Annotated in this window: 25 protein-coding genes; 13 read left to right on the top strand and 12 right to left on the bottom strand. The window is 72.6% G+C overall.

The genetic code is table 11. The annotated features are described in order from the left end of the window. Nucleotides 1-5: 5 nt before the first annotated feature. Both P3T34_RS08340 and P3T34_RS08335 read right to left on the bottom strand, forming a co-directional pair. On the bottom strand, nt 6-491 hold the full coding sequence (locus tag P3T34_RS08340) for a WXG100 family type VII secretion target (RefSeq protein WP_280665360.1): 486 nt from the start codon (nt 489-491) through the stop codon (nt 6-8). 8 nt (nt 492-499) lie between these two features. Further along, nucleotides 500-823, bottom strand: a complete 324-nt coding sequence (locus P3T34_RS08335; RefSeq protein WP_280665359.1) for a WXG100 family type VII secretion target — start codon at nt 821-823, stop codon at nt 500-502. 386 nt (nt 824-1,209) lie between these two features. Between P3T34_RS08335 and P3T34_RS08330 the strand changes: the two genes are divergently transcribed. The 4 genes from P3T34_RS08330 (at nt 1,210) to P3T34_RS08315 (ending at nt 3,861) form a co-directional block, all read left to right on the top strand. After that, nucleotides 1,210-1,851: a hypothetical protein gene (locus P3T34_RS08330; RefSeq protein ID WP_280665358.1), complete on the top strand. Its 642-nt coding sequence runs from the start codon at nt 1,210-1,212 to the stop codon at nt 1,849-1,851. A gap of 203 nt (nt 1,852-2,054) precedes the next feature. Continuing rightward, nucleotides 2,055-3,278 carry a helix-turn-helix transcriptional regulator gene (locus P3T34_RS08325; protein ID WP_280665357.1) on the top strand — a complete coding sequence of 408 codons (1,224 nt, stop codon included), beginning with the start codon at nt 2,055-2,057 and terminating at the stop codon, nt 3,276-3,278. A gap of 131 nt (nt 3,279-3,409) precedes the next feature. Further along, complete coding sequence (locus P3T34_RS08320) at nt 3,410-3,631, top strand: hypothetical protein (RefSeq protein WP_280665356.1); 222 nt, start codon at nt 3,410-3,412, stop codon at nt 3,629-3,631. Then, nucleotides 3,628-3,861, top strand: a complete 234-nt coding sequence (locus P3T34_RS08315) for a hypothetical protein (protein ID WP_280665355.1) — start codon at nt 3,628-3,630, stop codon at nt 3,859-3,861. Before P3T34_RS08320 ends, P3T34_RS08315 begins: the two co-directional genes overlap by 4 nt. Before the next feature lie 103 nt (nt 3,862-3,964). On the opposite strand, the gene P3T34_RS08310 is transcribed toward P3T34_RS08315, so the two are convergent. From P3T34_RS08310 to P3T34_RS08300, 3 genes are all read right to left on the bottom strand, one after another. Continuing rightward, entirely contained in the window at nt 3,965-4,477 is a 513-nt protein-coding gene (locus P3T34_RS08310; protein ID WP_280665354.1) for a hypothetical protein, read from the bottom strand. A 93-nt stretch (nt 4,478-4,570) separates the two neighbouring features. Next, complete coding sequence (locus tag P3T34_RS08305) at nt 4,571-7,273, bottom strand: right-handed parallel beta-helix repeat-containing protein (protein ID WP_280665353.1); 2,703 nt, start codon at nt 7,271-7,273, stop codon at nt 4,571-4,573. Then, nucleotides 7,270-8,463, bottom strand: a complete 1,194-nt coding sequence (locus tag P3T34_RS08300; RefSeq protein ID WP_280665352.1) for a hypothetical protein — start codon at nt 8,461-8,463, stop codon at nt 7,270-7,272. The genes P3T34_RS08305 and P3T34_RS08300 overlap by 4 nt, the downstream gene beginning before the upstream one ends. 405 nt (nt 8,464-8,868) lie before the next feature. Between P3T34_RS08300 and P3T34_RS08295 the strand changes: the two genes are divergently transcribed. Continuing rightward, complete coding sequence (locus P3T34_RS08295; RefSeq protein WP_280665351.1) at nt 8,869-9,555, top strand: response regulator transcription factor; 687 nt, start codon at nt 8,869-8,871, stop codon at nt 9,553-9,555. 53 nt (nt 9,556-9,608) lie between these two features. Here P3T34_RS08295 and P3T34_RS08290 read toward each other — a convergent pair whose 3' ends face one another. The 3 genes from P3T34_RS08290 to P3T34_RS08280 all read right to left on the bottom strand — a co-directional run bounded on the left by P3T34_RS08290 (nt 9,609) and on the right by P3T34_RS08280 (nt 11,835). Continuing rightward, complete coding sequence (locus P3T34_RS08290) at nt 9,609-11,021, bottom strand: EsaB/YukD family protein (RefSeq protein ID WP_280665350.1); 1,413 nt, start codon at nt 11,019-11,021, stop codon at nt 9,609-9,611. 40 nt (nt 11,022-11,061) lie between these two features. Next, on the bottom strand, nt 11,062-11,385 hold the full coding sequence (locus P3T34_RS08285; protein WP_280665349.1) for a WXG100 family type VII secretion target: 324 nt from the start codon (nt 11,383-11,385) through the stop codon (nt 11,062-11,064). Nucleotides 11,386-11,478: 93 nt separating this feature from the next. After that, nucleotides 11,479-11,835 carry a WXG100 family type VII secretion target gene (locus P3T34_RS08280; RefSeq protein WP_280665348.1) on the bottom strand — a complete coding sequence of 119 codons (357 nt, stop codon included), beginning with the start codon at nt 11,833-11,835 and terminating at the stop codon, nt 11,479-11,481. 339 nt (nt 11,836-12,174) lie between these two features. Here P3T34_RS08280 and P3T34_RS08275 point away from each other — a divergent pair, with 339 nt between their 5' ends. The 3 genes from P3T34_RS08275 to P3T34_RS08265 all read left to right on the top strand — a co-directional run bounded on the left by P3T34_RS08275 (nt 12,175) and on the right by P3T34_RS08265 (nt 14,704). Then, on the top strand, nt 12,175-12,378 hold the full coding sequence (locus P3T34_RS08275) for a cold-shock protein (RefSeq protein ID WP_280665347.1): 204 nt from the start codon (nt 12,175-12,177) through the stop codon (nt 12,376-12,378). A 201-nt stretch (nt 12,379-12,579) separates the two neighbouring features. Next, nucleotides 12,580-14,199 (top strand): DEAD/DEAH box helicase, encoded by a 1,620-nt coding sequence (locus tag P3T34_RS08270; protein WP_280665346.1) that lies wholly within the window; start codon nt 12,580-12,582, stop codon nt 14,197-14,199. Between the two features lie 193 nt (nt 14,200-14,392). Continuing rightward, a complete protein-coding gene (locus tag P3T34_RS08265; RefSeq protein WP_280665345.1) occupies nt 14,393-14,704 on the top strand; it encodes a hypothetical protein in 312 nt (103 codons plus the stop codon). Nucleotides 14,705-14,748: 44 nt separating this feature from the next. Here the strand turns inward: P3T34_RS08265 and P3T34_RS08260 are convergent, their stop codons facing one another. Next, nucleotides 14,749-15,228, bottom strand: a complete 480-nt coding sequence (locus P3T34_RS08260) for an ATP-binding protein (protein ID WP_280665344.1) — start codon at nt 15,226-15,228, stop codon at nt 14,749-14,751. Between the two features lie 181 nt (nt 15,229-15,409). Beyond that, on the bottom strand, nt 15,410-16,255 hold the full coding sequence (locus P3T34_RS08255; RefSeq protein WP_280665343.1) for a UbiA family prenyltransferase: 846 nt from the start codon (nt 16,253-16,255) through the stop codon (nt 15,410-15,412). A 79-nt stretch (nt 16,256-16,334) separates the two neighbouring features. Here P3T34_RS08255 and P3T34_RS08250 point away from each other — a divergent pair, with 79 nt between their 5' ends. The 4 genes from P3T34_RS08250 to P3T34_RS08235 are packed head-to-tail and all read left to right on the top strand — an operon-like array spanning nt 16,335 to nt 19,459. Next, nucleotides 16,335-17,417 (top strand): 3-oxoacyl-[acyl-carrier-protein] synthase III C-terminal domain-containing protein, encoded by a 1,083-nt coding sequence (locus P3T34_RS08250; RefSeq protein ID WP_280665342.1) that lies wholly within the window; start codon nt 16,335-16,337, stop codon nt 17,415-17,417. Nucleotides 17,418-17,426: 9 nt separating this feature from the next. Then, the gene (locus tag P3T34_RS08245) at nt 17,427-17,954 is read left to right on the top strand and encodes an isoprenylcysteine carboxylmethyltransferase family protein (protein WP_280665341.1); all 528 of its coding nucleotides are present in this window, start codon (nt 17,427-17,429) and stop codon (nt 17,952-17,954) included. A gap of 4 nt (nt 17,955-17,958) precedes the next feature. Then, nucleotides 17,959-18,972, top strand: a complete 1,014-nt coding sequence (locus P3T34_RS08240) for an NAD(P)/FAD-dependent oxidoreductase (protein ID WP_280665340.1) — start codon at nt 17,959-17,961, stop codon at nt 18,970-18,972. Nucleotides 18,973-19,009: 37 nt separating this feature from the next. Next, nucleotides 19,010-19,459 (top strand): hypothetical protein, encoded by a 450-nt coding sequence (locus P3T34_RS08235; RefSeq protein WP_280665339.1) that lies wholly within the window; start codon nt 19,010-19,012, stop codon nt 19,457-19,459. 4 nt (nt 19,460-19,463) lie between these two features. Here P3T34_RS08235 and P3T34_RS08230 read toward each other — a convergent pair whose 3' ends face one another. Both P3T34_RS08230 and P3T34_RS08225 read right to left on the bottom strand, forming a co-directional pair. After that, a complete protein-coding gene (locus tag P3T34_RS08230) occupies nt 19,464-20,768 on the bottom strand; it encodes an aldehyde dehydrogenase family protein (protein WP_280665338.1) in 1,305 nt (434 codons plus the stop codon). 36 nt (nt 20,769-20,804) lie between these two features. Continuing rightward, nucleotides 20,805-22,307, bottom strand: a complete 1,503-nt coding sequence (locus tag P3T34_RS08225) for an MFS transporter (RefSeq protein WP_280665337.1) — start codon at nt 22,305-22,307, stop codon at nt 20,805-20,807. A 176-nt stretch (nt 22,308-22,483) separates the two neighbouring features. On the opposite strand from P3T34_RS08225, the gene P3T34_RS08220 reads away from it, so the two are divergent. Further along, a complete protein-coding gene (locus P3T34_RS08220; protein WP_280665336.1) occupies nt 22,484-22,909 on the top strand; it encodes a MarR family transcriptional regulator in 426 nt (141 codons plus the stop codon). Nucleotides 22,910-22,984 lie beyond the last annotated feature (75 nt).

Here is a 22,984-nt window from a genome sequence, read left to right as displayed (position 1 = left end):
ACGGGTCAGAAGACCTCGGCGATCGAGGTGAACGTCGGGTCGGTGATGTTGGTCGACTCGCCGCCGCCGGTGCCGCCGCCAACACCGTTGTAGGTGTTCCAGATCGCCGTGTCCGAGACGGAACCGGTGAAGTAGAACAGGTCGACGATCGCGTCCTCGGCCGCCAGGTAGTTGTTGCCGGCGGTGTCGAGCGCGGTGGCGACCCGGCCCAGGATGCTGTTCTGCTCGCTGGTCTGGTCGCCGCTCTTGCCGTAGAGCACCGTCAGGCAGGCCTGCAGCCGGTCGAAGAAGTCCTTGGCCTCCTGGGCGGTTTGGCCCGCCCAGCCCAGCTGCAGCGCGTCGAGCGTGGTGAAGATGGTGCTGATGTCCGACCCGATGCCCTGCAGCTGCACCAGCACCTGCTTGCTGAAGTTGAGCAGCAGCTCGGCGTCCACCGAGATGGTGGCGTCGACGCCCGGACCGGCGTAGACGGCGGGGGCTGGCGTGATCACGGCGGCTCCTAGGCTTTGCTGGTCTGGAAGTTGGCGGTGTTGGCCTCCTCGACCTGGACGTACTGGTCGTGGGCCGCGGTCATCCGGGTCACCATCTCGGCCAGCAGGTCGTTGAGGGCCAGCATGTCCTGGGTGAACTCGGCCTGGAAGCTGGCGAAGGACGTCCCGGCCGGACCGGTCCAGCAGCTCTCGGCCTGCTGGAAGATGCCGTTGATGATCGACACCTCGTTGGTGATCGAGTCCTTGCGGGCGCCCACGATCACGATGGCGTCGGCCAGTTGGGCCAGGTCGACCTTGAACTCGGCCGGAGTGATCGTATTGTCGCTGGCCACACTGCGCTCCTCACCGGTCCGGACTGCCCCGTGGCAGCACCCCCGCGCCCGATCGTAGGAGCATGCCCGCCACCAGGGCATTCCCCCTCTTTTGCGCACCCGCCGTCCCCGAACGGGGACTCTCGCCCTGCCCGCGCGCGCCCGCGACAATGGCCTTCAGACCGACCGGCAAATGGTGGGCGGCGTCGCGACGCCCGGGCTGTCGCCTGGACGGCTTCTCCTCAGTCTCCCTCCTTGCCCGGCAACGGGCAGGAGGGGCCCTCAGCTCCGCAGTGGCTCCCTCGTCGGCACCGCCCAGACTCGGCCCGGACGCCGCTCCTTCCTCCACCCACCATTTGCCGGTCGGTCTTAGACCGACTGCTCGCCGGCACCCCCGCGGAGGAACCGTGGCCTCGACACCCCACAACGCGCAGCACGGCCCACCGCGCAACGACGCCACCGACGGGCCCACCGCCGACTCCGGCGGCCCCTCGGGCCCCACGCCCAGCTACGTCCCCGACCCGTACCTGCAGGTGATCTGGGGCGACGCCCCGCTGATCGTCGGCACCACCGGCACCGGCAGCGGAAGCGCCGGCGGTCACCGCAACCACCCCGCCTTCATGGTGGACCTGGAGAGCATCCGGGACGCCGAGAACGGGATCCTGGCCCAGGCCCGCAGCTCGGTGGCCGGCTATATGCACCTCAAGGAGCTGGTCCGCTCCGCGATCGACGGCGGCACCGTCTTCGGCCAGCAGGCCACCGAGACCGTCTCGCACGACAGCAACTCGGTCTACTACGGCGTCTCCAACGGCCCCGGCCCCAGCATCCCCGACACCATCGAGGCCGACGGCCCGGTCCAGCAGGCCGCCAACGCCTACGCGGCCGCGATGAACCCCGTGATGAGCGAGGTGCTGCGCCAGATCGCCGACGCCCTCGAAAGCGTCGGCCAGTACGTGGTGGCCCTCAACGCCGCCGGCCAGCAGTACGCCTCCGCCGACCGCAACTCCTTCTTCCCCGACCCCCCGCCCCCGGTCGTCACCACCACGTAGCCCCGGGCCAACTCCACTGCGCTGACGGGGAAGTCGGCGTCGTCGACCTTTCGGGCCGGCGCAGCGAAGCGAGCGTGACCCTTGCCCGACCCGCATCCGTCGCGTCAGATTCCAACCGGGCGTCAGGCTGCTCTGATCCCTCCCGCCGGACCGGTCAGCGGGCGTACTCTCGGGCGAGGGCCTTGACATCTCAGGAGCGATCGATGACCGAGCTTCCCGCAGAGCTGACGACCGGCGAACGAGTGCGTTATCACCGCGAGCGACGCGGAATGACTCGGCCGGTCCTGGCCGGTCTGGTCGGTCGCTCGACTGAGTGGCTGAAGAAGATCGAGAACGGGGAGCGCCCGCTGCGCAACGTCGGCATGCTGGCACGCCTGGCTCAGGTGCTCCGCTTGGACGATATCGGCGCGCTGACGGGTACTCCCGGCGTGCTCCCGGCCGGATCGTGGGGGAAGCTCTCGCACTCGGCCGTGCCCGAGCTCCGGGAAGCCGTCCACGCTGGCGCGTTCCGTCGCCCGAACGACCTCCCGACCACCCTGGACGAACTCGCCGGCCGCGTCCGGCAGACCTGGAATGTGTGGCACGCCAGCGCCCACAACCGGACCGAGGTCGGCGCGGTGCTCCCCGATCTGCTGCTGACGTGTCACCACACCGCGAGGGGCCGTGAGGGGGCCGAGCGTCGGCAGGCGTACAAGATCCTCGTTGAGGCGTACGCGCTGGCTCAGATGTACGCCGCTCATATCGTGGAGCCCGAGCTGTACTGGGTGCTTGTGGACCGCGCGCGGATGGCTGCTGAAGAGTCCGACGATCCGGTGATGTTGGCCTTCTCAGCGTGGATCGCCGCCAACGGCCTTGCGAGCAGCGGCCACAGCGAGGAGTGCCTTCGGCTGCTGGCCGACGCCGCCGACTCCCTCCGGCCGCTGCTCGAAGACGGCTCGGAATTCCTCCGGGGAACGTTCGGCTCGATCGCGTTGAAGGCTGCGATGACGTCCGCCGAGGACGGCCGCGAAGGGGATGCTTGGCGGTGGTTCGGCGAGGCCGAGCGGACGGCTCAGCTAGCCCCAGGCTACTGGCACCCCTGGAGCGTCTTCGGGATTGCGAACGTGGCCGTCCACGGCGTCACCATGGCGGTTGAGCTGAAGACTCCGGGCTCGGCGCTCCGGCGTGCCTCAGAGGTGGACCCGGAGAGCGTCCCGAGTACTGAACGGCGCTCTCGCCTGTACATCGACGCTGCCCGGTCGGAGTACGCACGCCATGAACCGGCGGGCGCGGTTCACTACTTGAAGCGGGCCTTCGAGGTCTCGCCCGAGGGGGTCCGCTACGTGCCAGCTGGGCGCTCCCTGGTGCTTGAGCTGGCCCGCACCGCGACGGGTCCACTTCGGGCGGACGCCGTGGAGCTGGCCGAGGCGGTGGGGGTCGCGGCTTAGCCTATTCGGGCACTGGTACAGCTTGGGTCCGTCGCTCTGGCCGTTGGCCTCTACCTTCTGATGACTGATCAGGAAGGTAGAGGCCAATGCTCTATGAAGAGGACCGCATCCGGTCCAGGGCTCGGAATCGGGTGTCTGCCAAGGACTCCGCCGCGAACGATCTCCGGGCCGTACTGGAGGCCGCCGGGGTGTCGGTCAGGGTCCAGGGCGGGCCAGCCGTCTTCGAGGAGTCGGGTAAGTCGTGGGTGTCCGTGAGCAGCCTGGAGGAGCACGAGGCCGCAACGGTTGCCGAGCTGCTCCGTCTCGGGCTCGCCGCGAAGGCCGCCGCCACCGCCGAGGCAGTGGTGGCATGAACGAAACCCCGGAGATCGGGGCCGTCGTCGTGGATACCCGGAGCGAGAAGCTGGCGGTCGTGACGGACGTTGACGACGGTCGGCTGACCCTTCGGGAACCGGGCGGGGGCATGCGCGGCGAGTGGGAAGCGGTGAGGCAGCATCTCCGTCCGGCGGACCCGGCCGAGACGCTGCGGGCGCACGTCGCCGAGGCGAACACCACGATCCGGCGAGAGCTGGGCATCCCGTGACCACGAGCTGCAGGGAGCGCCTGCCCGGACGCTCCGGCGGGGGCGCTCCGGCGGGGGCGCCGCCCCGACCCCGGGAGGGGAGGGGCGGCGCTTGGGGGTGGGGTCAGTTGTACTGGATGCCCCACTTGTTGACGTTCGAGCTGAGCGGTGCCACCACGCGGGTGGTGTAGACCTTCGCGGTCGCGCAGTTGGTGTACTGGACCGTCTTGGTGACGTTGGCGTAGGCGGCCTCGTGGAAGAGCATCAGGCGGCCCATGGTGTTGCCCTTGACCGTGGCCGAGTAGCTCCAGGAGTTCGACTCCGTCCACGACTTGGCCACGCTGGCCCCGATGGTGGTGTCCACCTTGGCGAAGATCACGCCCGCGTCCGCGCCGACCGAGACCGAGAAGGTGGCGGTCCAGGTGCTGGTGGACGTCTTGTTGTAGGTGATGGTGACGCCCGGGTCCGCCCAGTCGCTGGAGACGTTGGTGGGCTCCCAGGTGGTGCCCGAGCCGGAGACGCTGTAGAAGTAGCCTCCGTTGCAGATCGGGTGGGCCGACGCCGGTGCCGCTCCGAGTGCGACAACTGCGGTGGTGGCCATGGCCGCTGACGCGAATGCGGCCGCTGTCTTGCGCATGTGCTATCTCCCCGTGGAAATTCAGGCTGATCGCCTGGAGAGGAAGGTAGAGATCATCGGTATCGCGCCGGTATCGCCGGGCGGGGCGGCCGGTTACGCCTCCGTCGGGTTCGGGACGTCGGCCGGGACCAGGGTCAGCAGGTCCTCGGTGGTGGGGGTGTCCAGGTCGGCCACGCGGCGGGCGTGGCGTTCGGTCATCCGCTGGAAGAGCTGGCGGGCGGTGCGACCGTTGCCGAAGCGGTCGTCGCGCGGCACGGCGGCGAAGTAGGCCTCCAGGGCTTGGCAGGTGGGGGCGGGGAGTTCGTAGCGGTGGCGGCGGGCGTTGTCCTCGACGATCTGCACCAGGTCGGCTGCCTCGTAGTCGTCGAAGACCAGGGTCCGGGCGAAGCGCGAGGCCAGGCCGGGGTTGGCGTCGATGAAGCGGCTCATCTCGTCGGGGTAGCCGGCCACGATCACCACCACGTCGTCGCGGTGGTCCTCCATCAGCTTGACCAGGGTGGCGATCGCCTCCAGGCCGAAGTCCGAGCCGCCCTGGCCGGCCGGCACCAGGGCGTACGCCTCGTCGATGAAGAGCACGCCGCCCAGCGCGCGCCGGAAGACCGCGGTGGTCTTCGGCGCGGTGTGGCCGATGTACTCGCCGACCAGGTCGCCGCGGTCGGTCTCCACCAGGTGGCCCTGCGAGAGCAGGCCGAGGGCGGCCAGGATCTTGCCGTAGAGCCTGGCCACGGTGGTCTTGCCGGTGCCGCTGTTGCCGGCGAAGACCAGGTGCCGGCTGAGCGGGGGCGGCGGCAGCCCGGCCTCGGTGCGCCGGCGGACCATCTGCATCAGCTTCACCAGCGTGCCGACGTCGTGCTTGACCCGCTCCAGGCCGACCAGCGCGCGCAGTTCGTCGAGGAGCTCCTCCAAGTCGCCTTCCTGGGAGGTGACTTGGGCGGTGACTTGGGCGGAAGTGGGAGCGAACGGGCTGGGCGCGGCGGCGCGACCCTGCTCGGGCAGCGAGCTGACCTTGACGTCCTCCACCCGGCAGTGCTCGAAGACCGGCGCGGCGTCCTCGGCGAGCTTGAGGTCCTCGTCGGTGGCGTGGATCCGGCAGCCGCGCAGGACGGGCGCGGCGCCCGCGCCGACGTAGAGCGCGGGGTAGCCGGTCGCGGTGATCGCGCAGTCGGCGAACAGGCCGAGGCCGCCGTCGCCGACGTAGACGCCGTTCTTGGCGGCGCGCGCCACCGTGACGGCGCGCAGCCGGGGGCGGGCGCCGGCCCAGAGCACCAGTCCGCTGCCCCCGGTGTCACTGATCTCGCAGTCGCTCAGCCAGGGCGCGGCGCGCTCGCCGATCAGCACGCCGGCCGAGCGGGTGCCGCGGATCCGGGTGTCGACCACCAGCGCCCCGCTGGCCTCGCCCAGCTCCAGGCCGGTGCCGGTGCAGGTGTCCACCTCGCAGTCGTCGATCAGCGGGCGGTGCTCGCCGGTGAGGCTGATCCCGGTGCCGGTGCGGCTGATCCGGCAGCGGCGGGCGGTCAGGTCGCCGCCCTCCACGGTGATCCCGGTCAGCTCGGCCGCTTCGACGGTGGTGTCCTGAGCGTCCAGCAGGGCGTGCTCGGTGACCCGCAGGCCGTGCTGCGGGGTGCCGCGCACCTCGCAGTCGCGCAGCGTGGCGTGTGCGCTGCCGGCCAGGTGGACGGCGGTGAAAGCGGTGTCGGTGATCGTGCAGCCGTGCAGCGCGAGCCGGGCGGTGCAGGCTGTGAAGACGCCGTTGGCGGCTGCCCGGGTGAGCGCGGTGCGCCGCAGTTCGGCGCGGGCGGAGCCGGTGACGGCGAGCGCGCTGTCGGCGCTGTCGCTGATGCTGCCGTCCAGCATCCGCAGCGCCGCCTCGCCGCCGACCAGCACGCCGGCCTTGCCGCTCTCGGCTATCCGGCAGTCGCGCAGCACCAGCACGGCCTGCTCGCCGACCTGGACACCGGTGCCGCCGGTACGCGCGATCTCGCAGCCGATCAGCGTGACGCCGTCCGCCATCACACCGTCGGCACCCTCACTCTCACCCTCACCCTCACCGGCACCGGCACCGGCACCGGCACCGGCACCGACGGCGAGCCGCCCCGCGCGGCCGCTGACGGTCAGGCCCTGGGCGTGGCCGTCGGTCAGCCGGCAGTTGCGCAGCAGCGGGCGGGCGTCGTCCTCGACCCGGACGGCCGCCGCGCTGGTGCCGGTGATCTCACAGTCGGTGTAGCCGCCGCGCGCCGAGGCGCGCACCAGCAGCCCGCTGCCGCGCACCTGGCTGATCCGCAGCCCGCTGACGACCGGCGCGGCGCCGTGCTCGACCAGCAGGCCGATCGCGTCGACGTCGCTGATGCTGCTCTGCTCGACGACGGCCCGGCTGTCGCCCGTCAGGTGCAGGCCGATGGCGCCGGTGGCGCCGAGCTCGCAGTCCCGCACGGTGGGCGCGGCGTCGCCGGAGACCAGCAGCCGGCCGCCGCTGATCCGGCACTGCGTCAGCAGCGTGCTGCCGCCGGTGATGGAGACGGCGGGTTGGTCGGGGTCGCCGCCCTGGACGTCGATGCCGCGGATCTCGCCGGCGCCGCCGAGGACGGTCAGCGCGATGCCGCGCCCGCCGGCCAGCGTGACGGTGCCGGGCCCCTTCTCGGCGACCAGGGTGATGCCGCGGTCCAGCACGATGTTCTCGGCGTAGCGGCCGGGTTGGACCGATATCACCGCGCCCGGCTCGGCGGCACGAACCGCCGAGCCGAGCGTGTGATGCGCCCCCCAGCCTCTGGAGGAGACCCGCAGCAGCCGGGTGCTCACGCGGCGGTGCAGCTGAGCCGGACGGGAGCTGCGGCGTGGTGGGCGTGCTTGGTGGAGGAGGTGTAGTCGATACCGGTGTTGACCATCTTGAGGGTCACGATCCCGGTGCTGACGTTGAACGCCCCCTGGTTGACCCAGCGGCCGCGGTTGTCGACCTGGGACATGTTGAACGTGCCCTGCGGGGTGAAGTTCATGCCGTAGGCGTAGTTCGCACCCCAGAAGAAGTACTGCGTGGGATCGCCGCCGACGTAGGTGATGTCGGAGTTGTCCGGGACGTAGATGGAGAACGCGCAGGTTGCCGAGGTGAACGACTTGCTGAAGTCCCAGCGCCACAGCACGCCCTGGCTCGCGTCGTACTTGTTCGCGTCGCCCGACATCGGCTCGGAGTCGTAACTGCCGTTGCAGCCCTCGCCCTTGTAGCCGCCGTCGCTGGAGGTGAGCCAACCGCCGATGCCCAGCGTGTAGTCGGCGTCCTTGGTGTAGAAGGTGCCGCCGTTGCAGCCGGGGCCGGCCACGGCCGTGTAGCCGGGCTTCGCGGCGAGGGCCTGCGGGGCGGCGGGCATGGCGGCGGGCTGGTTGGCCGGCGCGGCGGCGGGTGCGCCCTGCGGAGCGGCGGCCTGGGCGTTCGGCACGGTCACCGGTTGGCCGGGCTGGCCGCCGAGGGGCAGCGCGCCGCCGACGGCGACCGGCGCTGCGGCGGGCTGCGGCACACCGCCCGGTGGCACCGGCGTGATCGGCGGAGCGGCGACGAGCGAGGGAGCGGCGCCGGCCGGGTGGGTCGGGGCAGCGGGGTGGGCGGACGGCTGGACGGCCGCGGACGCCTTGCCGTCGCCGCTGGCGAGCGCGCCGACCACCAGCGCGCCGAGCCCGGCGACCACGGCGACGGTTGCCCCGATGGCCAGCAGCCGCTTGCCCGAACGTGCCTGGTCGCCCTCGGGGCGGACACCGCCGATGAAGGCGGAGATGAAACCGTGCCGGTCCGCCTCCTCCATCGGCCCGCCCGGAGCCGGAGCCGGAGCCGGAGCCGGGGCGGCGGTGGGCGCGACCGCGGGGGTGTCCGCAGCGGCGGCCGGTGCCGTCTGCTGGACGGGAATCCGCCGGGTCCGGGGGCCGTCCGAGGGGCCGTCCGAGGGGACGGCCGCCGGGGTTCCCGAGGCGGTCGGCTCTGACGATGTTTCCTGCTCGGACACGTGCTCTCCCCATTCGCGGACGGACTCGTTGTGTGGTGGGTCCGTTGCCCCGGACCGGCCAGGGCTTGTGACCCGGAGATTATCGGTGCCAGTGTTTGCGACGGACCGACAATCGTTAAGGCGCGATGAACTCATGACGTTGGTTGGGCTAACAAAATCGCGGCCCGGAGCAGCCGGCCGGCAGCTCGGCGGCGTTCTCGCAGCCTCTCGGCAGCGGTTGCCCGAAGGGGCAAACGCGCTTCCCAAAAGCCCTTCTGATGAACTGTCAGCTCAGTTCGACGGGCTCTTCGGAGGGGCTTTTCGGCTGTCGGAGTGGTCTGCACCTGGTCGAGGCCCGCCGACGTTCGCGTGCGGCATGCTTGCTCTCGCCGGGGGACCGTTCACAGAGCTGGAGGCAGGCTCGTCATGTCCGACGTATCGCAGATCGCCATCATCGAGCACCAGAACCTCGCCCGCTACGGCATGGAGCAGGTGCTGTCGCAGCACCCGGCGTTGCGGGTGGCCGCCACCGTCTGCGAGGTGCGCGAGTTCGCGCTGCCGGCCGGGAGGCTGGACGCCATCGTGTTCGGTCCCGCGCCGCACGCCGACGACACCGCCGAGTCGATCCGGACACTGGCCGCCCTCTCGAACGTCCTGGTCATCTCGGACTTCGCCGGCCCGCACCGGCTGGTCACCGCGATCCGGGCCGGCGCCCTGGGCTGTGTGACCAAGCAGGTCGGCGACCAGGAGTTCGCGCTGGCCGTACGGACGGTTGCGCTGGGCGGTTTCCACGTCTCGCCGGCCCTCGCGCCGCGCCTGCACAGCGAGTTGAACGACCTCGGGCCCTCCGAACACCGGGTGCTGGCGCCGCGTGAGCTGGAGACCGTCCGCTGGCTGGCCGACGGGCTGACGCACGGGCAGATAGCCCGCCGGATGGGCCTGACCGAGGCCACCGTCAGCACCTACGTCAAGCGCATCCGGTCCAAGCTGAACGTCGGCAACAAGGCTGACCTGACCCGTACGGCGATCGAACTCGGCCTGCTGGAGGGCGACTTCGAGCCGTCCACGCCCGGTCGCTCGCCGGCCGGCCGGGTGCTCGCCGCCGCCCGCTGACCGGCCGTCCGCTGACCGGCCGTCCGCTGACCGGTCGGCGCACATCGGGCGGCTCAAAGGTGCCTGCCCATCCCGACCAGGGCGCCGAACACGCCGAAGCCGGCCAGCATCAGCGGGATGCTCAGCGCACCCAGCACGGCCCCGGCGGTGGCGAACCACTCGGGTCGCGGCAGCGCGCGCAGGTCGCGGCGCAGCAGGCGGCGCAGGCCGTAGCCGAGCATCGCCAGGCCCACGGTGGCCAGTGCGGCCGGCACCGTCCAACCGGGCCAGTGCAGGTGCGTGGGGCCGGTCAGCAGCAGGGCGAACAGGCCGGCCGCGCCGGCGGCGGCGCCGGGGACCACCTCGACCACCACCTTGGCCGAACCGGCCCGCAGCAGCAGCGCCACACCCAGGCAGCCGGCGATCGCGGCGCCGTACACCGAGCGCGAGCCGCCCAGCAGGACCAGCGAGCCGCCCAGCACCAGGGCCAGCAGGATGCCCCAGGCCGCGAGCAGCGCCATGGCGGTGCGCACCGCAGCCCGCACCTGCTCGCCCTCGTCCGCGCCCTCGCCGGCATCCGGGCGGCGGCGAAAGGCGGTGGCGACGATCCGCCCGGCCGTCGCGGGGGCCGCGGTGAGCAGCAGGAAGGCGACGATGGCCAGCACGGCCGCGCACTGGTCGGCGTCCGCGCGCAGCGCCGCCAGCAGGCCGGCCGAGCAGGCGCCGATCGCGGCGGCCACCAGCACCGCCAGCGTGGTGACCCCGCTGGCGGCGGCGTAGGCGAGCGCGGCGCCGAGCAGCAGGCCGCCCGCCGCCGCGGCGGCGGCCAGGCCGTCGCCGGTCATCGCCGGATGGGCGCCGGTGGTCAGCGCGGGCGACCAGCGGACCGCCACCAGCGCCCAGCCGGCCACCGCGAGCGCGGGGATCGAGCAGAGCGCGAGGAGCACCCGCACCGCGACCGGAACGGACCACCGCCGCTCGCGGGCGACCCAGGCCAGCAGCGGCGCCAGCAGCCCGCCGGCCGCGGCCACCGCGCCGACCACGGCGGTCGGTACGGCAGTCGGTACGGGCTGCGCGACGGCGAGCGCCAGCACGGCGGCCACCAGCCAGGCCAGGCCGCTGAGCAGCACGGTGGTGGCGCGGCTGACCGCGTTCCACGGCCTGTCCAGGAACTGGCCGGAGGCCTGCGCCACCTGCTCGGCGACGTCCAGCACCAGCGGCTCCTCGAGCTCGCCGGTCAGCAGGTCGCGCAGGTAGAGCACCTGGCCGTCGGCGATGCCGAGTTCGGCCAGCGAGCGCTCCGGCGGGAACGGGCCCCGCAGGCCGGTCGCCAGCGACCAGGCCGGCGGCATGAGGTCGTTCTCCTCCAGCGCGCACAGCTTCGCCAGGTCGTCGACGTAGTCCGTGATGGGCGCTCCGGCCGGAACCGCGAGGTCCAGCTGCCGGCGGTCGCCGACCACGGTGATCCGGCAGTACTCGTCGGCCATGATGTGCGGTCAGATCCTTTCGGGGATACGGGAGTTGGGTCTAGGAGGACTGGTGGCGCCAGGTGGAGACGTTCGCCCACTCCGCGTCGGAGTAGTTGGTGAAGTTGACGTTCATCACCGCCGCGACGTTGCCCAGCACGCCGTCGGGCCCGAACAGGCCCTGCGCGGCGGTGTTCCACTCCTGCTGGAGGATCTCGTAGTCGGCGGCCGCCTCACTGGTGCTCCAGGTGTCCTTCAGTGGACCCAGCAGGGTGATCAGCCGCTGCAGCTCGCCGATGATCTCCTCGGCGGAGGCGTGGATCCGCGGTCCGACCTCGCCCAGCTGCGCGTGGACCAGGATCGATGTGCCGTCGTTGACCGGCATGGCTACTCCTCGGTACTCAGGACTCAAGTCTCAAGGGCGCCAAGGTGATTGGCGCCGAAGGGGAATGCCGAAGGGGAATGCCAGGGGGAGCGCTCAGCCCATCCGGAGCGGCGGCAGCTCGCTCTGCAGCTGGTTGATCTTCTGCATCGCGGAGTCCTCGGACTGGGAGTAGTTGACGTAGGTGCCGCGCAGGCCCTGGGCGATGCCGGTGAGCGCCTGGTGCAGCATGCCGGCGTAGACGTCCCACTCCGCCATGTAGACGTCGAAGGCCTGGTGGGCGCCGCCCTGCCAGTACTGCTCGACATTGGTGCGCACATAGGCCTTCAGCGCGTCCAACTGCTCCTGGATCGTGGTCGCCGTGTTGTCGACCTGGACCGAGGCGATCTGGACCTCTTCGGGGGTGACCCGAAAACCACTGGTCGCCACGCCCGGCTGCCCCTGCTCGGCCATCCGTCTGCCCTCTTCCGTTCCGCTGCCCGCCGTCCGCCTACCTGCGGCCAGCCTGCCAGCGGACGCCGGACGCCCGGCAGTCCCCCGTTCTGATGTCCCAGCCGTCCCCCTCTCCAGCCGCTTCAGGTGGCCGATTTCGACTGAATCTCCCGTCCCGGCCCGCCGCCTGCTACAGTCGTGGTAGTTGCAGTTGTGGTTCCCATGAACTTTGTGTGCGCCTGCTGGTTTGTGACCACCAGGCGCCTTTTTGTTTTTTCCGGCTCTTCCCCGGATGGATCACCGCGGCGACGCGGAGTCCGCACAGTGCGGATTCCGGTCACCCCTTGAAGGAGAATTTCAATGGCTCAGGGCACCGTGAAGTGGTTCAACGCGGAAAAGGGTTTCGGCTTCATCGAGCAGGATGGTGGCGGCGCTGACGTCTTCGCCCACTACTCGAACATCCAGGCCAACGGCTTCCGCGAGCTGCTTGAGGGCCAGAAGGTCGAGTTCGACGTCACGCAGGGCCAGAAGGGCCCGCAGGCCGAGAACATTCGTCCGCTCTAATTTTTCATACTGCATAGGCACCCGCCGCGCAGCAGGGGCCCGCACCGCGCATATGCACGGAGCGGGCCCTCGGCGTTTTCGCCGCCTCGACGGCTCTCGCCTGTCGTGGAGTTCACATTTCTGGCTCGTTCTTGCGATGTCCGCGCGCCCTTGCGCAGCGGAGCCTTCCCGGAGACGTGCCATCCTGAGGAAGGTTTTCGCATGAATCGTTCCACTGGTTCCTCGTACCGACGTTCCGAACCCCGTTCGGGCTCGCGTGGCGATTTCGGTTCGCGCTTCGGCGGCGGCAGCAGCGGCAGCGGCGGTGGCGGGGGCGGCGCACGGCGCCCGTCCGGTCCGTCGAGCCGTCAGCACCGCGCCCCGCAGGGCGAGTTCGCGCTCCCCGTCAGCACCACCCCGGCCCTGCCGGCCGTCGAGACCTTCGACGAGCTGGAGATGCCCCGCGCCCTGCTCTCGACGCTGGCCCGCCAGGGCGTCACCGCGCCGTTCCCGATCCAGGCCGCCACCCTGCCGAACGCGCTGGCCGGGCGCGACGTGCTCGGCCGCGGCCGCACCGGCTCCGGCAAGACCCTCGCCTTCGGCCTGGCCGTGCTGGCCCGGATCGCCGGCGGCCGCGCCGAGCCGCGTCAGCCGCTGGCCCTGGTGCTGGTCCCCACCCGCGAGCTCGCCCAGCAGGTCACCGAGGCGCTCACCCCGTACGCGCACTCCGTGCGGCTGCGGATGGCCACCGTGGTCGGCGGCATGCCGATCAGCCGCCAGGCGCAGGCCCTGAGCCGCGGCGCCGAGGTCGTCGTCGCGACGCCCGGCCGACTCAAGGACCTGATCGAGCGCGGCGACTGCCAGCTCGGCGAGGTCTGCATCACGGTGCTGGACGAGGCCGACCAGATGGCCGACATGGGCTTCCTGCCGCAGGTCACCGAACTGCTGCGACAGGTCGCCCCGGACAGCCAGACGATGCTCTTCTCGGCCACCCTGGACCGCAACGTGGACGCCCTGGTGCGCCGCTTCCTGCGCGACCCGGTCACCCACTCGGTGGACCCCTCGGCGGCCACGGTCAGCACCATGGAGCACCACCTGCTGCACGTGCAGGGCCACGACAAGAACGCGGCCATCGCGCATATCGCCTCGCGCGAGGGCGGCGTGATCATGTTCACCGACACCAAGCACGGCGCCGACCGCCTGGTGCTCGACCTGCTCGCCAGCGGTGTGCGGGCGGCGGCGCTGCACGGCGGCAAGTCCCAGCCGCAGCGCACCCGGACCCTGGAGCAGTTCCGCGCCGGGCAGGTGACCGCGCTGATCGCCACCAACGTCGCCGCCCGCGGCATCCACATCGACGGCCTGGACTTGGTCGTCAACATCGACCCGCCGAGCGACCACAAGGACTACCTGCACCGCGGCGGGCGCACCGCCCGGGCGGGCGAGTCCGGCACGGTCGTCACCCTGGTGCTGCCCAACCAGCGCCGGTCGATGGCCCGGATGATGTCCGTCGCCGGCATCACCCCGCACTCCGCCCAGGTCCGCTCCGGCGACCCGGAGCTGGCCCGGATCACCGGCGCCTGCGTCCCCACCGGCGTGCCCGTGGTGGTCCCGGACCCGGTGGTCGAGCGCCCGCGCCGAGGCCCCGGCGCCGGCCGCAACCGCCGCAGCCGTCCCGCCTACGCCGGGCGCGGTGGCCAGGGCGGTCAGGGTGGTCAGGGCGGCTCGACCAGCGCCGGCGGCTCGACGGGCTCGGTCGGCTCGCGCGGCGGCTCGCAGCGACGCACCGCCTCCACCGGCCGGTCCGAGCGCCCGTCCCGTCCGGAGCGGGCGGACCGCTCGTAACGGTCTGAGCGGTCAGGCGGGTTGCGAGCGCTCGCAACCCGCCCGAGTGCTCGTAACCACCTGTGCGAAGGCGATCCGCTGATCACCCGTCGGATGTATCCGGGCAAACCCGTTCAGACCTCGTCGGCGCTGGGCAGGATCGCTCAGGTGGTCAACCCGGTGGACCACCGCGAGACCCTCGGAAGGGACACCGATGACGGAACTCCTGGTGGAGCTCAACCAGACGCGGATCGACGGCGAGGACATGGCCGTCGTGCTCAGGCTGCTCGGCGACCTCGCGCACGAGGTGGAGCCCGCCCAGCAGCGCGGCAACGAGCACGGGGACAACTGGGTGCTCTACATCCACTGGATGTCCAGCGCGCCGGTCCCGGCGGCGCTGGCGACCGGCCTGCCGCTGGCGGCGGTTCGGATACGCGACTACTTCACCGGCCGGGGCAAGCTCCCGCCCATGCGCGTGGAGCTGCTCGACGCGGACCGGGCGCCGCTGATGCGCATCTCGCCGTGACCCGGTCGGCGGACTGACCGCGCCGACTCCCTGACCGGCGGGCGTCAGTCCCCGGACGGCGGCGCGGCGACCTCCAGCCAGACGGATTTGCCACTCCGGTCCGAGCGCACGGTGACCCCCCAGCGCAGCGACAGGCGGGCCACGGTCACCAGGCCGTGCCCGCCGGGCCGCCCGGGCTGCAGCGGCAGGCGGGGCCGCGGCTGCTCGGGACTGGCATCGGTGACCTCCACCCGCAGCGCGTCCGTGGTGCCGTGCAGCAGCAACTGCTGCGGCCCGCCGGCGTGCTGGCAGGCGTTGGTGACCAGTTCGGAGACCAGCAGCAGGACGTCGTCGGCCATCGCCTGCTGCTCCTCGTCGCCCGCCGGGAGCCAGCCCCAGTCCAGCAGCGCCTGCCGCGCGAAGTCCCGGCAGCGGCCGACCACGCCTCTGGTGCCGAACAGGGCGAGCCGGCGGACCTGGCCGCCGCGCGGTAGCCCGGTGAGCACGGGTCGCGTGCTGGGCGCCTCGGGCCGGCCGGTGCTCATCTGCCCTCACCCGTTCGATTCGACGTGCCGTGCGGCCCGCCAGCGGGGGCCGCGGTACTCATACGGCTGCCCGCCGCACCGGCCTTCAATCGCGCCCGGCCTTCAATCGCGCCCGGCCTTCAATCGCGCGCGGGCCGCCGTTCAGCCGCGCGGGCCGCCGTTCAGCCGCCCGTGCCGCCGTTCAGCTGAGCGTCACCCCGCGCAGCACCAGCAGTGCGACGTCCAGCGCGGCCAGCCCGAGGGCGGCCAGGAACGGGGTGCGCCCACGGGTGGCGGCCGACCCCGTGAGCAGCGCGAGCGCGGCTGCGCCGGCCAGCGTCGCCCAGCCGCCCACCCCGACCCGGCCCGGCGGTCCGAGCACCAGCACCACCGAGGCCGCAAGCAGCGGACCGGCGGCCAGCACCCGGGCCCACCCGCGACCCAGCCGCTGCGGCAACCCGCGCACGCCGGCGCGCAGATCGTCCTCGATGTCGGGCAGCACATTGGCGGCGTGCGCCCCCGTCCCGAGCAGCGCGCCGGCCGCCGTCGCCCAGCCGGCGGGCCAGGGGTGGCCGGGCAGCGCGAGCGTGACGAAGGCGGGCAGCAGGCCGAAGGCGAGCGCGTAGGGCAGCCAGGAGAGCACCGTCCGCTTGACGCCCAGGTTGTACGCCCACGCGGCCGCGACGCCGACCAGATGCGCGCTGCCTGCCGACAGCCCGTTCGCCAGTGACAGCGGCACGCACAGCGCGAGCGCGCCGCCCGCGGCCAGCGCCACCGCGCCCGGGCGCGCCGCGCCGGTGACCAGCGGCTTGTCTCCCCGCCCGGCGGCGACGTCCCGGCGCAGGTCGACCCGGTCGTTGCACCAGCCGATCGACAGCTGCCCGGCGAGCACGGCCGCACCGGCCAGCAGGCTGCCCGCCGCCCCGCGCCCACTGCCCGCCGCCAGCGCGACCGCCACCGCCGTGACGGCGAACGCGGGTGCGGGGTGCGCGGCGAGCAGCAGCCCGCGCGCCGAACCGACCGCCCGCGCGGCCTCGATGCTGTACATCCCGGCATCGTAGATCGGACGAATTGCCGAGCAGCAGCCGATTCCTGACGATTCGTCCGGTCGGCCCTAGGCTGACCTGATGACGCGAATCGCCGCTGTTCAGGGAGTACTCCCGGCACACCGCTATGAGCAGGGCGAGATCGCCGATGCGCTGGCCGCCGTCTGCCTCCCCGACCCCGCCGTTATTGGGGACGCCGCCGACCGGGCGGTGCTGGACCGGGTGCACCGCAGCGCCGCGGTGACCACCCGCCACCTGGCGCTGCCGCTGGAGCGCTACGGCGAACTGAGCGGTTTCGGGCAGGCCAACGACCTGTTCATCGAGGAGGGCCTGCGGCTGGCCGAACAGGTGCTGCTGGCTGCGCTGGACGAGGCCGCACTGCCCGCGCACGCGGTGGACCTGGTGGTCTCCACCTCGGTGACGGGCATCGCCGCGCCCTCGCTGGAGGCCCGGCTGGCCGGCCGGGTGGGACTGCGGCCGGACGTGAAGCGGGTGCCGATCTTCGGCCTGGGCTGCGTGGCGGGCGCGGCGGGTCTGGCCCGGCTGCACGACTACCTCCAGGGCCACCCCGAGCAGGTCGCGGTGCTGCTCTCGGTCGAGCTGTGCTCGCTGACCCTGCAGCGCGGCGACGCCACCACCGCCGGCCTGGTGGCCGGCGCGCTGTTCGGGGACGGCGCGGCCGCGCTGATCGCCGTCGGCCGCGACCACCCGCTCGCCGCCACGGCGGGCGGGCCGACCGTGCAGGCCACCCGCAGCCGGCTCTACCCGGGCACCGAGCGCGCGCTCGGCTGGGACATCGGCGACAGCGGCTTCAAGATCGTGCTCGGCGCCGAACTGCCGGAGCTGGTCCGCCTGCACCTCGGCGAGGAGGTCTCCTCCTTCCTCGCCGAGCACGACCTCAAGCCCTCGGACATCACCGGCTGGGTCTGCCACCCGGGCGGCCCCAAGGTGCTGGAGGCACTGCGCGAGGCACTGGACCTGGACGCCCAGGCGCTGGAGCTCACTTGGCGCTCGCTGGCGCGGGTCGGCAACCTCTCCTCCGCCTCGGTGCTGCACATCCTGCGCGACACCCTGGCGCTGCGCCCGCCACCGCCCGGCACACCCGGGCTGCTGGTGGCGATGGGGCCGGGCTTCTGCTCCGAACTCGTCCTGCTGCGCTGGTAGGCCGGGACGATGACGGCCTACACCGTGCTGATCCTGCTGGTCGCCGTCGAGCGGCTGGCCGAGCTCGTCGTCGCCCGTCGCAACGCCGCCTGGAGTCGGCACAGCGGCGGCGTCGAGTACGGGCGCGGCCACTACCCCGTGATGGTGCTGCTGCACACCGGTCTGCTGGCGGGCTGCCTGGCCGAGGTCCCGCTCGGCGCACGGCCGTTCCTGCCGGCGCTCGGCTGGCCGATGCTGGCGCTGGCGCTCGTCGCCCAGCTGCTGCGCTGGTGGTGCATCCGGACGCTGGGCCCGCGCTGGAACACCCGGGTGATCGTGGTGCCCGCGCTGCCGCTGGTCACGGCCGGGCCGTACCGGCTGCTGAGCCATCCCAACTACCTCGCCGTGCTGGTCGAGGGCGCCGCGCTGCCGCTGGTGCACACCGCCTGGCTGACCGCGACCTGCTTCACGCTGCTCAACCTGCCGCTGCTGGGTGTCCGGCTGCGCTGCGAGAACGCGGCGCTCACCCGCTGCGCCGCCGGGGCGATGAGCGGGTGATCCGGTGATCGACCTGCTGATCGTCGGCGGCGGGCCGGCCGGTCTGGCCACCGCGATCCACGCCGCGCTGGCCGGCCTGGAGGCGGTGGTCCTCGAACCGCGTCCGGCACCGATCGACAAGGCCTGCGGCGAGGGCCTGATGCCCGGCGGGGTGCGGGAGCTGGCCGAGCTGGGGGTCGCCGTCCAGGGCCGTCCGCTGCGTGGCATCCGCTACCTGGACGCCGGCCGCCGGGCCGAGGGCCGGTTCACCGGGGGCGAGGGTCTTGGCGTGCGGCGCACCGACCTGCACCGGGCGCTGTCCGTACGGGCGGCCGGCCTGGGCGTCCCCGTCCTGCCGCTCAAGGCCGGTCCGCTGCGCCAGGACGCCGACACCGTCGGCACGGCCGGCCTGACCGCGCGCTACCTGGTCGCGGCGGACGGCCTGCACTCGCCGATCCGGCGCTCGCTGGGCCTGCGGCTGCCCGACCCGCGCCCGCCCCGGTACGGGCTGCGCCGGCACTTCGCGCTGGAGCCCTGGACGGACTGCGTCGAGGTGCACTGGTCGGCGCGGGCCGAGGCCTATGTCACCCCGCTGGGCCCCGAGTTGCTCGGCGTGGCGGTGCTGACCGCCGACCGCGCGCCCTTCGCCGAGCAGCTGGCCGCCTTCCCCGCGCTGGCCGAACGGCTGCACGCAGCGCCGGCCGGCGCGGTACGCGGCGCCGGGCCGCTGCGCCAGCCCGTCCGGGCCCGGGTGGCCGGGCGGGTCCTGCTGGTCGGCGACGCCGCCGGCTACCTGGACGCGCTCACCGGCGAGGGCGTCTCACTCGCCCTGGCCGCCGCCGCCCGCCTGGTGCACTGCGTGCGCGCCGACCGGCCGCAGGCGTACGAGCGGGCCTGGCGGCAGGTCTCCCGGCGCCACCGGCTGCTGACCGGCTCACTGCTGGCCATCCGCGCCCGGCCGCGCCTCGCGCGGCGGATCGTCCCCGCCGCCGCCCTGCTCCCGCCGGTCTTCGCCGCCCTGGTCAACCAGTTGGGGTGAGACCGGCCCCGGCGGGTACGCGCAGGGAATGAGGCCCGTGAACGCACCCCCCGCGCCCGGTCTGACCGGTCCGACCGGTCTTCGGGTGCTCTCCCTGATCACCGCGGCGGCGCTGGCCGTCGACGCGTATGTGCACGCCGACCTGGCCGCCCGCTACGACCCGATCAGCGCCAGCCTCAGCCAGGGCGACCTGTTCCGGATCGAGGCCGCCGCCGCCTCGCTGGGCGCGCTGCTCATCCTGCTGCGCCCGGCCTCCCGCCTCCTCTGGGCCTACGCCGCGCTGGTGCTGACCAGCGCGCTGGGCGCGATCCTGCTCTACCGCTACGTCGACGTCGGCGCACTCGGCCCGCTGCCCAACATGTACGAGCCGGTCTGGTACCGCGAGAAGGGCTACGCAGCCGTGGCGGAAGGCATCGGCACAGCCGCCGCCCTGGCCGGCCTCACCCTCGCCATCCACCACCGCCACGTCGCCCGCCATCGCCACTGAGGGCTCAGCTGATCGGCTTGTCGAGGATCGCCTTGGTGTGACTGAAGGTGTCGATCGAGTACTCGCCGTGGTAGCGGCCCATGCCGCTCTCGCCGACGCCGCCGAACGGCAGCTCGGGCACCGCCAGGTGGGAGACCGGCAGGCCGAAGGCGAGGGCGCCGGAGGAGGTCTCCTCGGTCAGCCGCTGCTTGGTCTGCTCGGAGTCGGTGAAGGCGTAGAGCGCGAGCGGCTTGTCGCGCTCGTTGACGAAGGCGATTGCCGCGTCCAGGTCGGGCACCGCGATGATCGGCAGGATCGGACCGAAGATCTCCGCCTGCATCACCGGCGACTCGGGGGAGACGTCGGCCAGCACGGTCGGTGCCACATAGCGCTCGGCGCGGTCGTGGCCGCCGCCGGTGACCACCCGGCCGTCTGCGAGCAGCGCGGTGAGCCGGTCGAAGTGCCGCTCGTTGACCACGCGCCCGTACGAAGTGCTGAGCGCCGGGTCCTCGCCGTAGAGGGTGCGGACGGCCTGCGCCAGGTGCGACTCCAGCGCGGTGGCGGTGTCGCCGATGGCGAGGATGTAGTCGGGGGCCACGCAGGTCTGGCCGGCGTTGAGGAACTTGCCGCGGGCGATCCGCTGCGCGGTGGCGGCCAGGTCCACGCCCGGCTCGACCAGCACCGGGCTCTTGCCACCGAGCTCCAGGGTGACCGGGGTGAGGTTCTTGGCGGCGGCGGCCATCACGATCCGGCCGACCGCGCCGTTGCCGGTGTAGAAGATGTGGTCGAAGTGCTGCTCCAGCAGCGCGGTGGTCTCCGGGACCCCGCCCTCGACCACGGTGACGACCTCCGGGTCCAGGTAGCGCGGCAGCAGCTCGGCCATCGCCGCCGAGGTGGCCGGGGTCAGCTCGCTGGGCTTGACGACGGCGGTGTTGCCCGCCGCCAGCGCGCCCACCAGCGGCGCGAGGGCCAGCTGCAGCGGGTAGTTCCACGGCGCGATGATCAGCACCACGCCCAGCGGGTCGCGCACCACCCGGGCCTGGGCCGGCAGGAAGGCGTCCGGGACGGCGGCCGGGCGGGGGCGCAGCCACTCCTCCAGGTGCTGGACGGTGTGGTCCAGCTCGTTCAGGGTGAAGCCGACCTCGCTGCGGTAGGCCTCGGCGGGGCTCTTGCCCAGGTCGGCGAAGAGGGCCTGCTGGAAGGCCTCGGTCTGCTCGGTGAGCAGCGCGCGCAGGGCGCGCAGCTGCTCGAGGCGCCAGGCGAGCGGCTTGGTGCGGCCGGAGGTGTAGGTGGCGCGCAGGCGGGTGACGGTGCTGGTCGGGTCGGTCATCGGGGGCTCCTGGAAGGGGGGTTGGGCGGGGGCGGGTCAGGCCTTGACCGTGACGGCCTCGGCCGGGGCGCTCCCGGCCACCGGGAGGGCGGCTCCGAGCGGGCGGTGGTGCTTGCTCAATCCCACCAGGGCGACGACGGCGGCGAGCAGCAGCGCACCGGCGGCGATCACGAAACTCAGGGTGAACTGGCTCTCGGCGGGCAGCGCGATGCCGAGCTTGGCGTAGCTGATCGTCTTGGAGGCGAGCAGCGAGGTGACCACCGCGCTGGCGATCGAGCTGCCGACGGAGCGCGAGATGGAGTTGATGCCGTTGGCGATGCCGGTCTGGTGCAGCGGCACGCTGGCGGCGATCAGGGCGGGCATCGCGGCGTAGCCGAAGGAGATGGAGATGCCGGTGAGCATGCCCGCGATGATCACGGCGGGGCTGGAGCCGTGGCCCCAGGCCAGCCAGGCGAAGCCGGCCACGCCGACCAGGGCGCCGATCGCCAGGGTGAAGCGGGCACCGATCCGATGCACCAGCTTGCCGCCGAGCGGGGCGGCGGCCAGCGAGATCAGCGCGCTGGGCAGCAGGTACTCCACCGAGGCGCGCAGCACGGAGGCGGTGAAGCCGTAGCCGGCGATCCGCTCGGGCATCTGCACCAGGTAGGAGATGCCGATGAACTGGGCGAAGGAGGCGAAGCCCACGAAGAGGCCGGTCAGGTTGGTGAAGAGCACCTGGCGGTGGACGAACATCCGCATGTCCACCAGCGGGTTGGCGACCCGCAGTTCGACCAGGACCCAGACCGCGGCCATCACGACGGCGCCGACCAGGCACCCGATGGTCCGGCCCGAGCTCCAGCCCCACTCATGGCCCTGCGAGATGCCGAGCAGCAGCAGGACCAGGAAGACCGCGAGGGTGACGGCGCCGAGCACGTCGATCCGTCCGCCGGTGGGCTTGCCGCCGTTGGGGACGAGCAGGGCGACGGCGGCCAGCGCGAGCAGGGTCAGCGCGGTGGAGAACCAGAAGACCAGGTGGTAGTTGGGGTGGCTGCCCTGGGTGAGCAGGCCGGTGGCCACCAGTGAGAGGCCGCTGCCGAACGCCAGGGTGCCGCTGACCAGGGCCATCGCCCCGTGCAGCTTCTCCTGCGGGACCTCGTCGCGGATCACCGAGAGGGCGAGCGGGAAGATCGCGGTGGCGGAGCCCTGCAGGACCCGGGCGATGATCAGCAGGGTCAGCGAGGTGGTGGTGGCCGCAAGGACCGAGCCGATCACCATCACCCCCAGGACGGCGACGAGCGTGCGCTTCTTGCCGAACTGGTCGCCGACCCGGCCGAGCAGTGGCGTGAAGACGGCCGCGGAGAGCAGGGCGGCGGTGGTGACCCAGCTGACGCCGGCGGCGCCGGTGTGCAGCTGCTTCTGGAGCAGGGCGAGGATCGGGACGACCTGGGTCTGCGCCATGGCCACGACCATCGCCGCGAGGCCGAGCGCGAGGATCAGCGGGGTGGCGCCGCGCTCCTTGCTGGTGGATCTGGGTGCGGCGTGGGTCGGTGCGTGACTCATTGCGGTCCTGCGGTCCTTCCGGGAGTGCCCGGCCGGGTGCGGCGCGGGTCTGAAGCTTGAGGCCGGGGCCTGAGGTTTGAGGCTTGAGGGGGTCAATGGTTGATGCACTCAAGCAATGAAATGAAGGTAGTACTCGATCGTTGATGATGTCAAGCAATCTCCCCTACACTGGAGGCATGACCCCCACCACCGCCACGCCCACGCCCCTCCAGCTGATGGACCAGCTCGCCCAGGCCGCCGCGGGCTACTACCGCGCCTTCGCCCGCGTCGCCGCCGAGCGCGGGCTCACCCTGATGCAGGGCAAGATGCTCAGCCTGCTCCGGCAGCCGATGGCCATGCGGCACCTGGCCGAGCTGCTGGCCTGCGACGCCTCCAACGTCACCGGCATAGTCGACCGGCTGGAGGCGCGCGACCTGGTGCGCCGCGAGGTGGACCCGGCCGACCGGCGGATCAAGAACGTGCTGCTGACCGAGGAGGGCGAGCAGACCGTGCGGCAGATCCGCGCCGAGCTGATGTCCAGCCTGACCGGGCTCGAACAGCTGGACGACGACGAGCGGCAGGCCTTCCAGCAGCTGCTCGGACGGGTCTTCCCGGGCGTCTGACCCAGCTCCCGGCTCGCCGGGTCTGCCTGCCGGGTCTGCCTGCCGGGGTTCCCTGCGGCGGCGCCCTGTTGCCGC

Source organism: Kitasatospora sp. MAP12-44 (genome assembly GCF_029892095.1).
Lineage (GTDB): Bacteria > Actinomycetota > Actinomycetes > Streptomycetales > Streptomycetaceae > Kitasatospora.
This window is presented reverse-complemented; position numbering and strand designations above follow the sequence as displayed.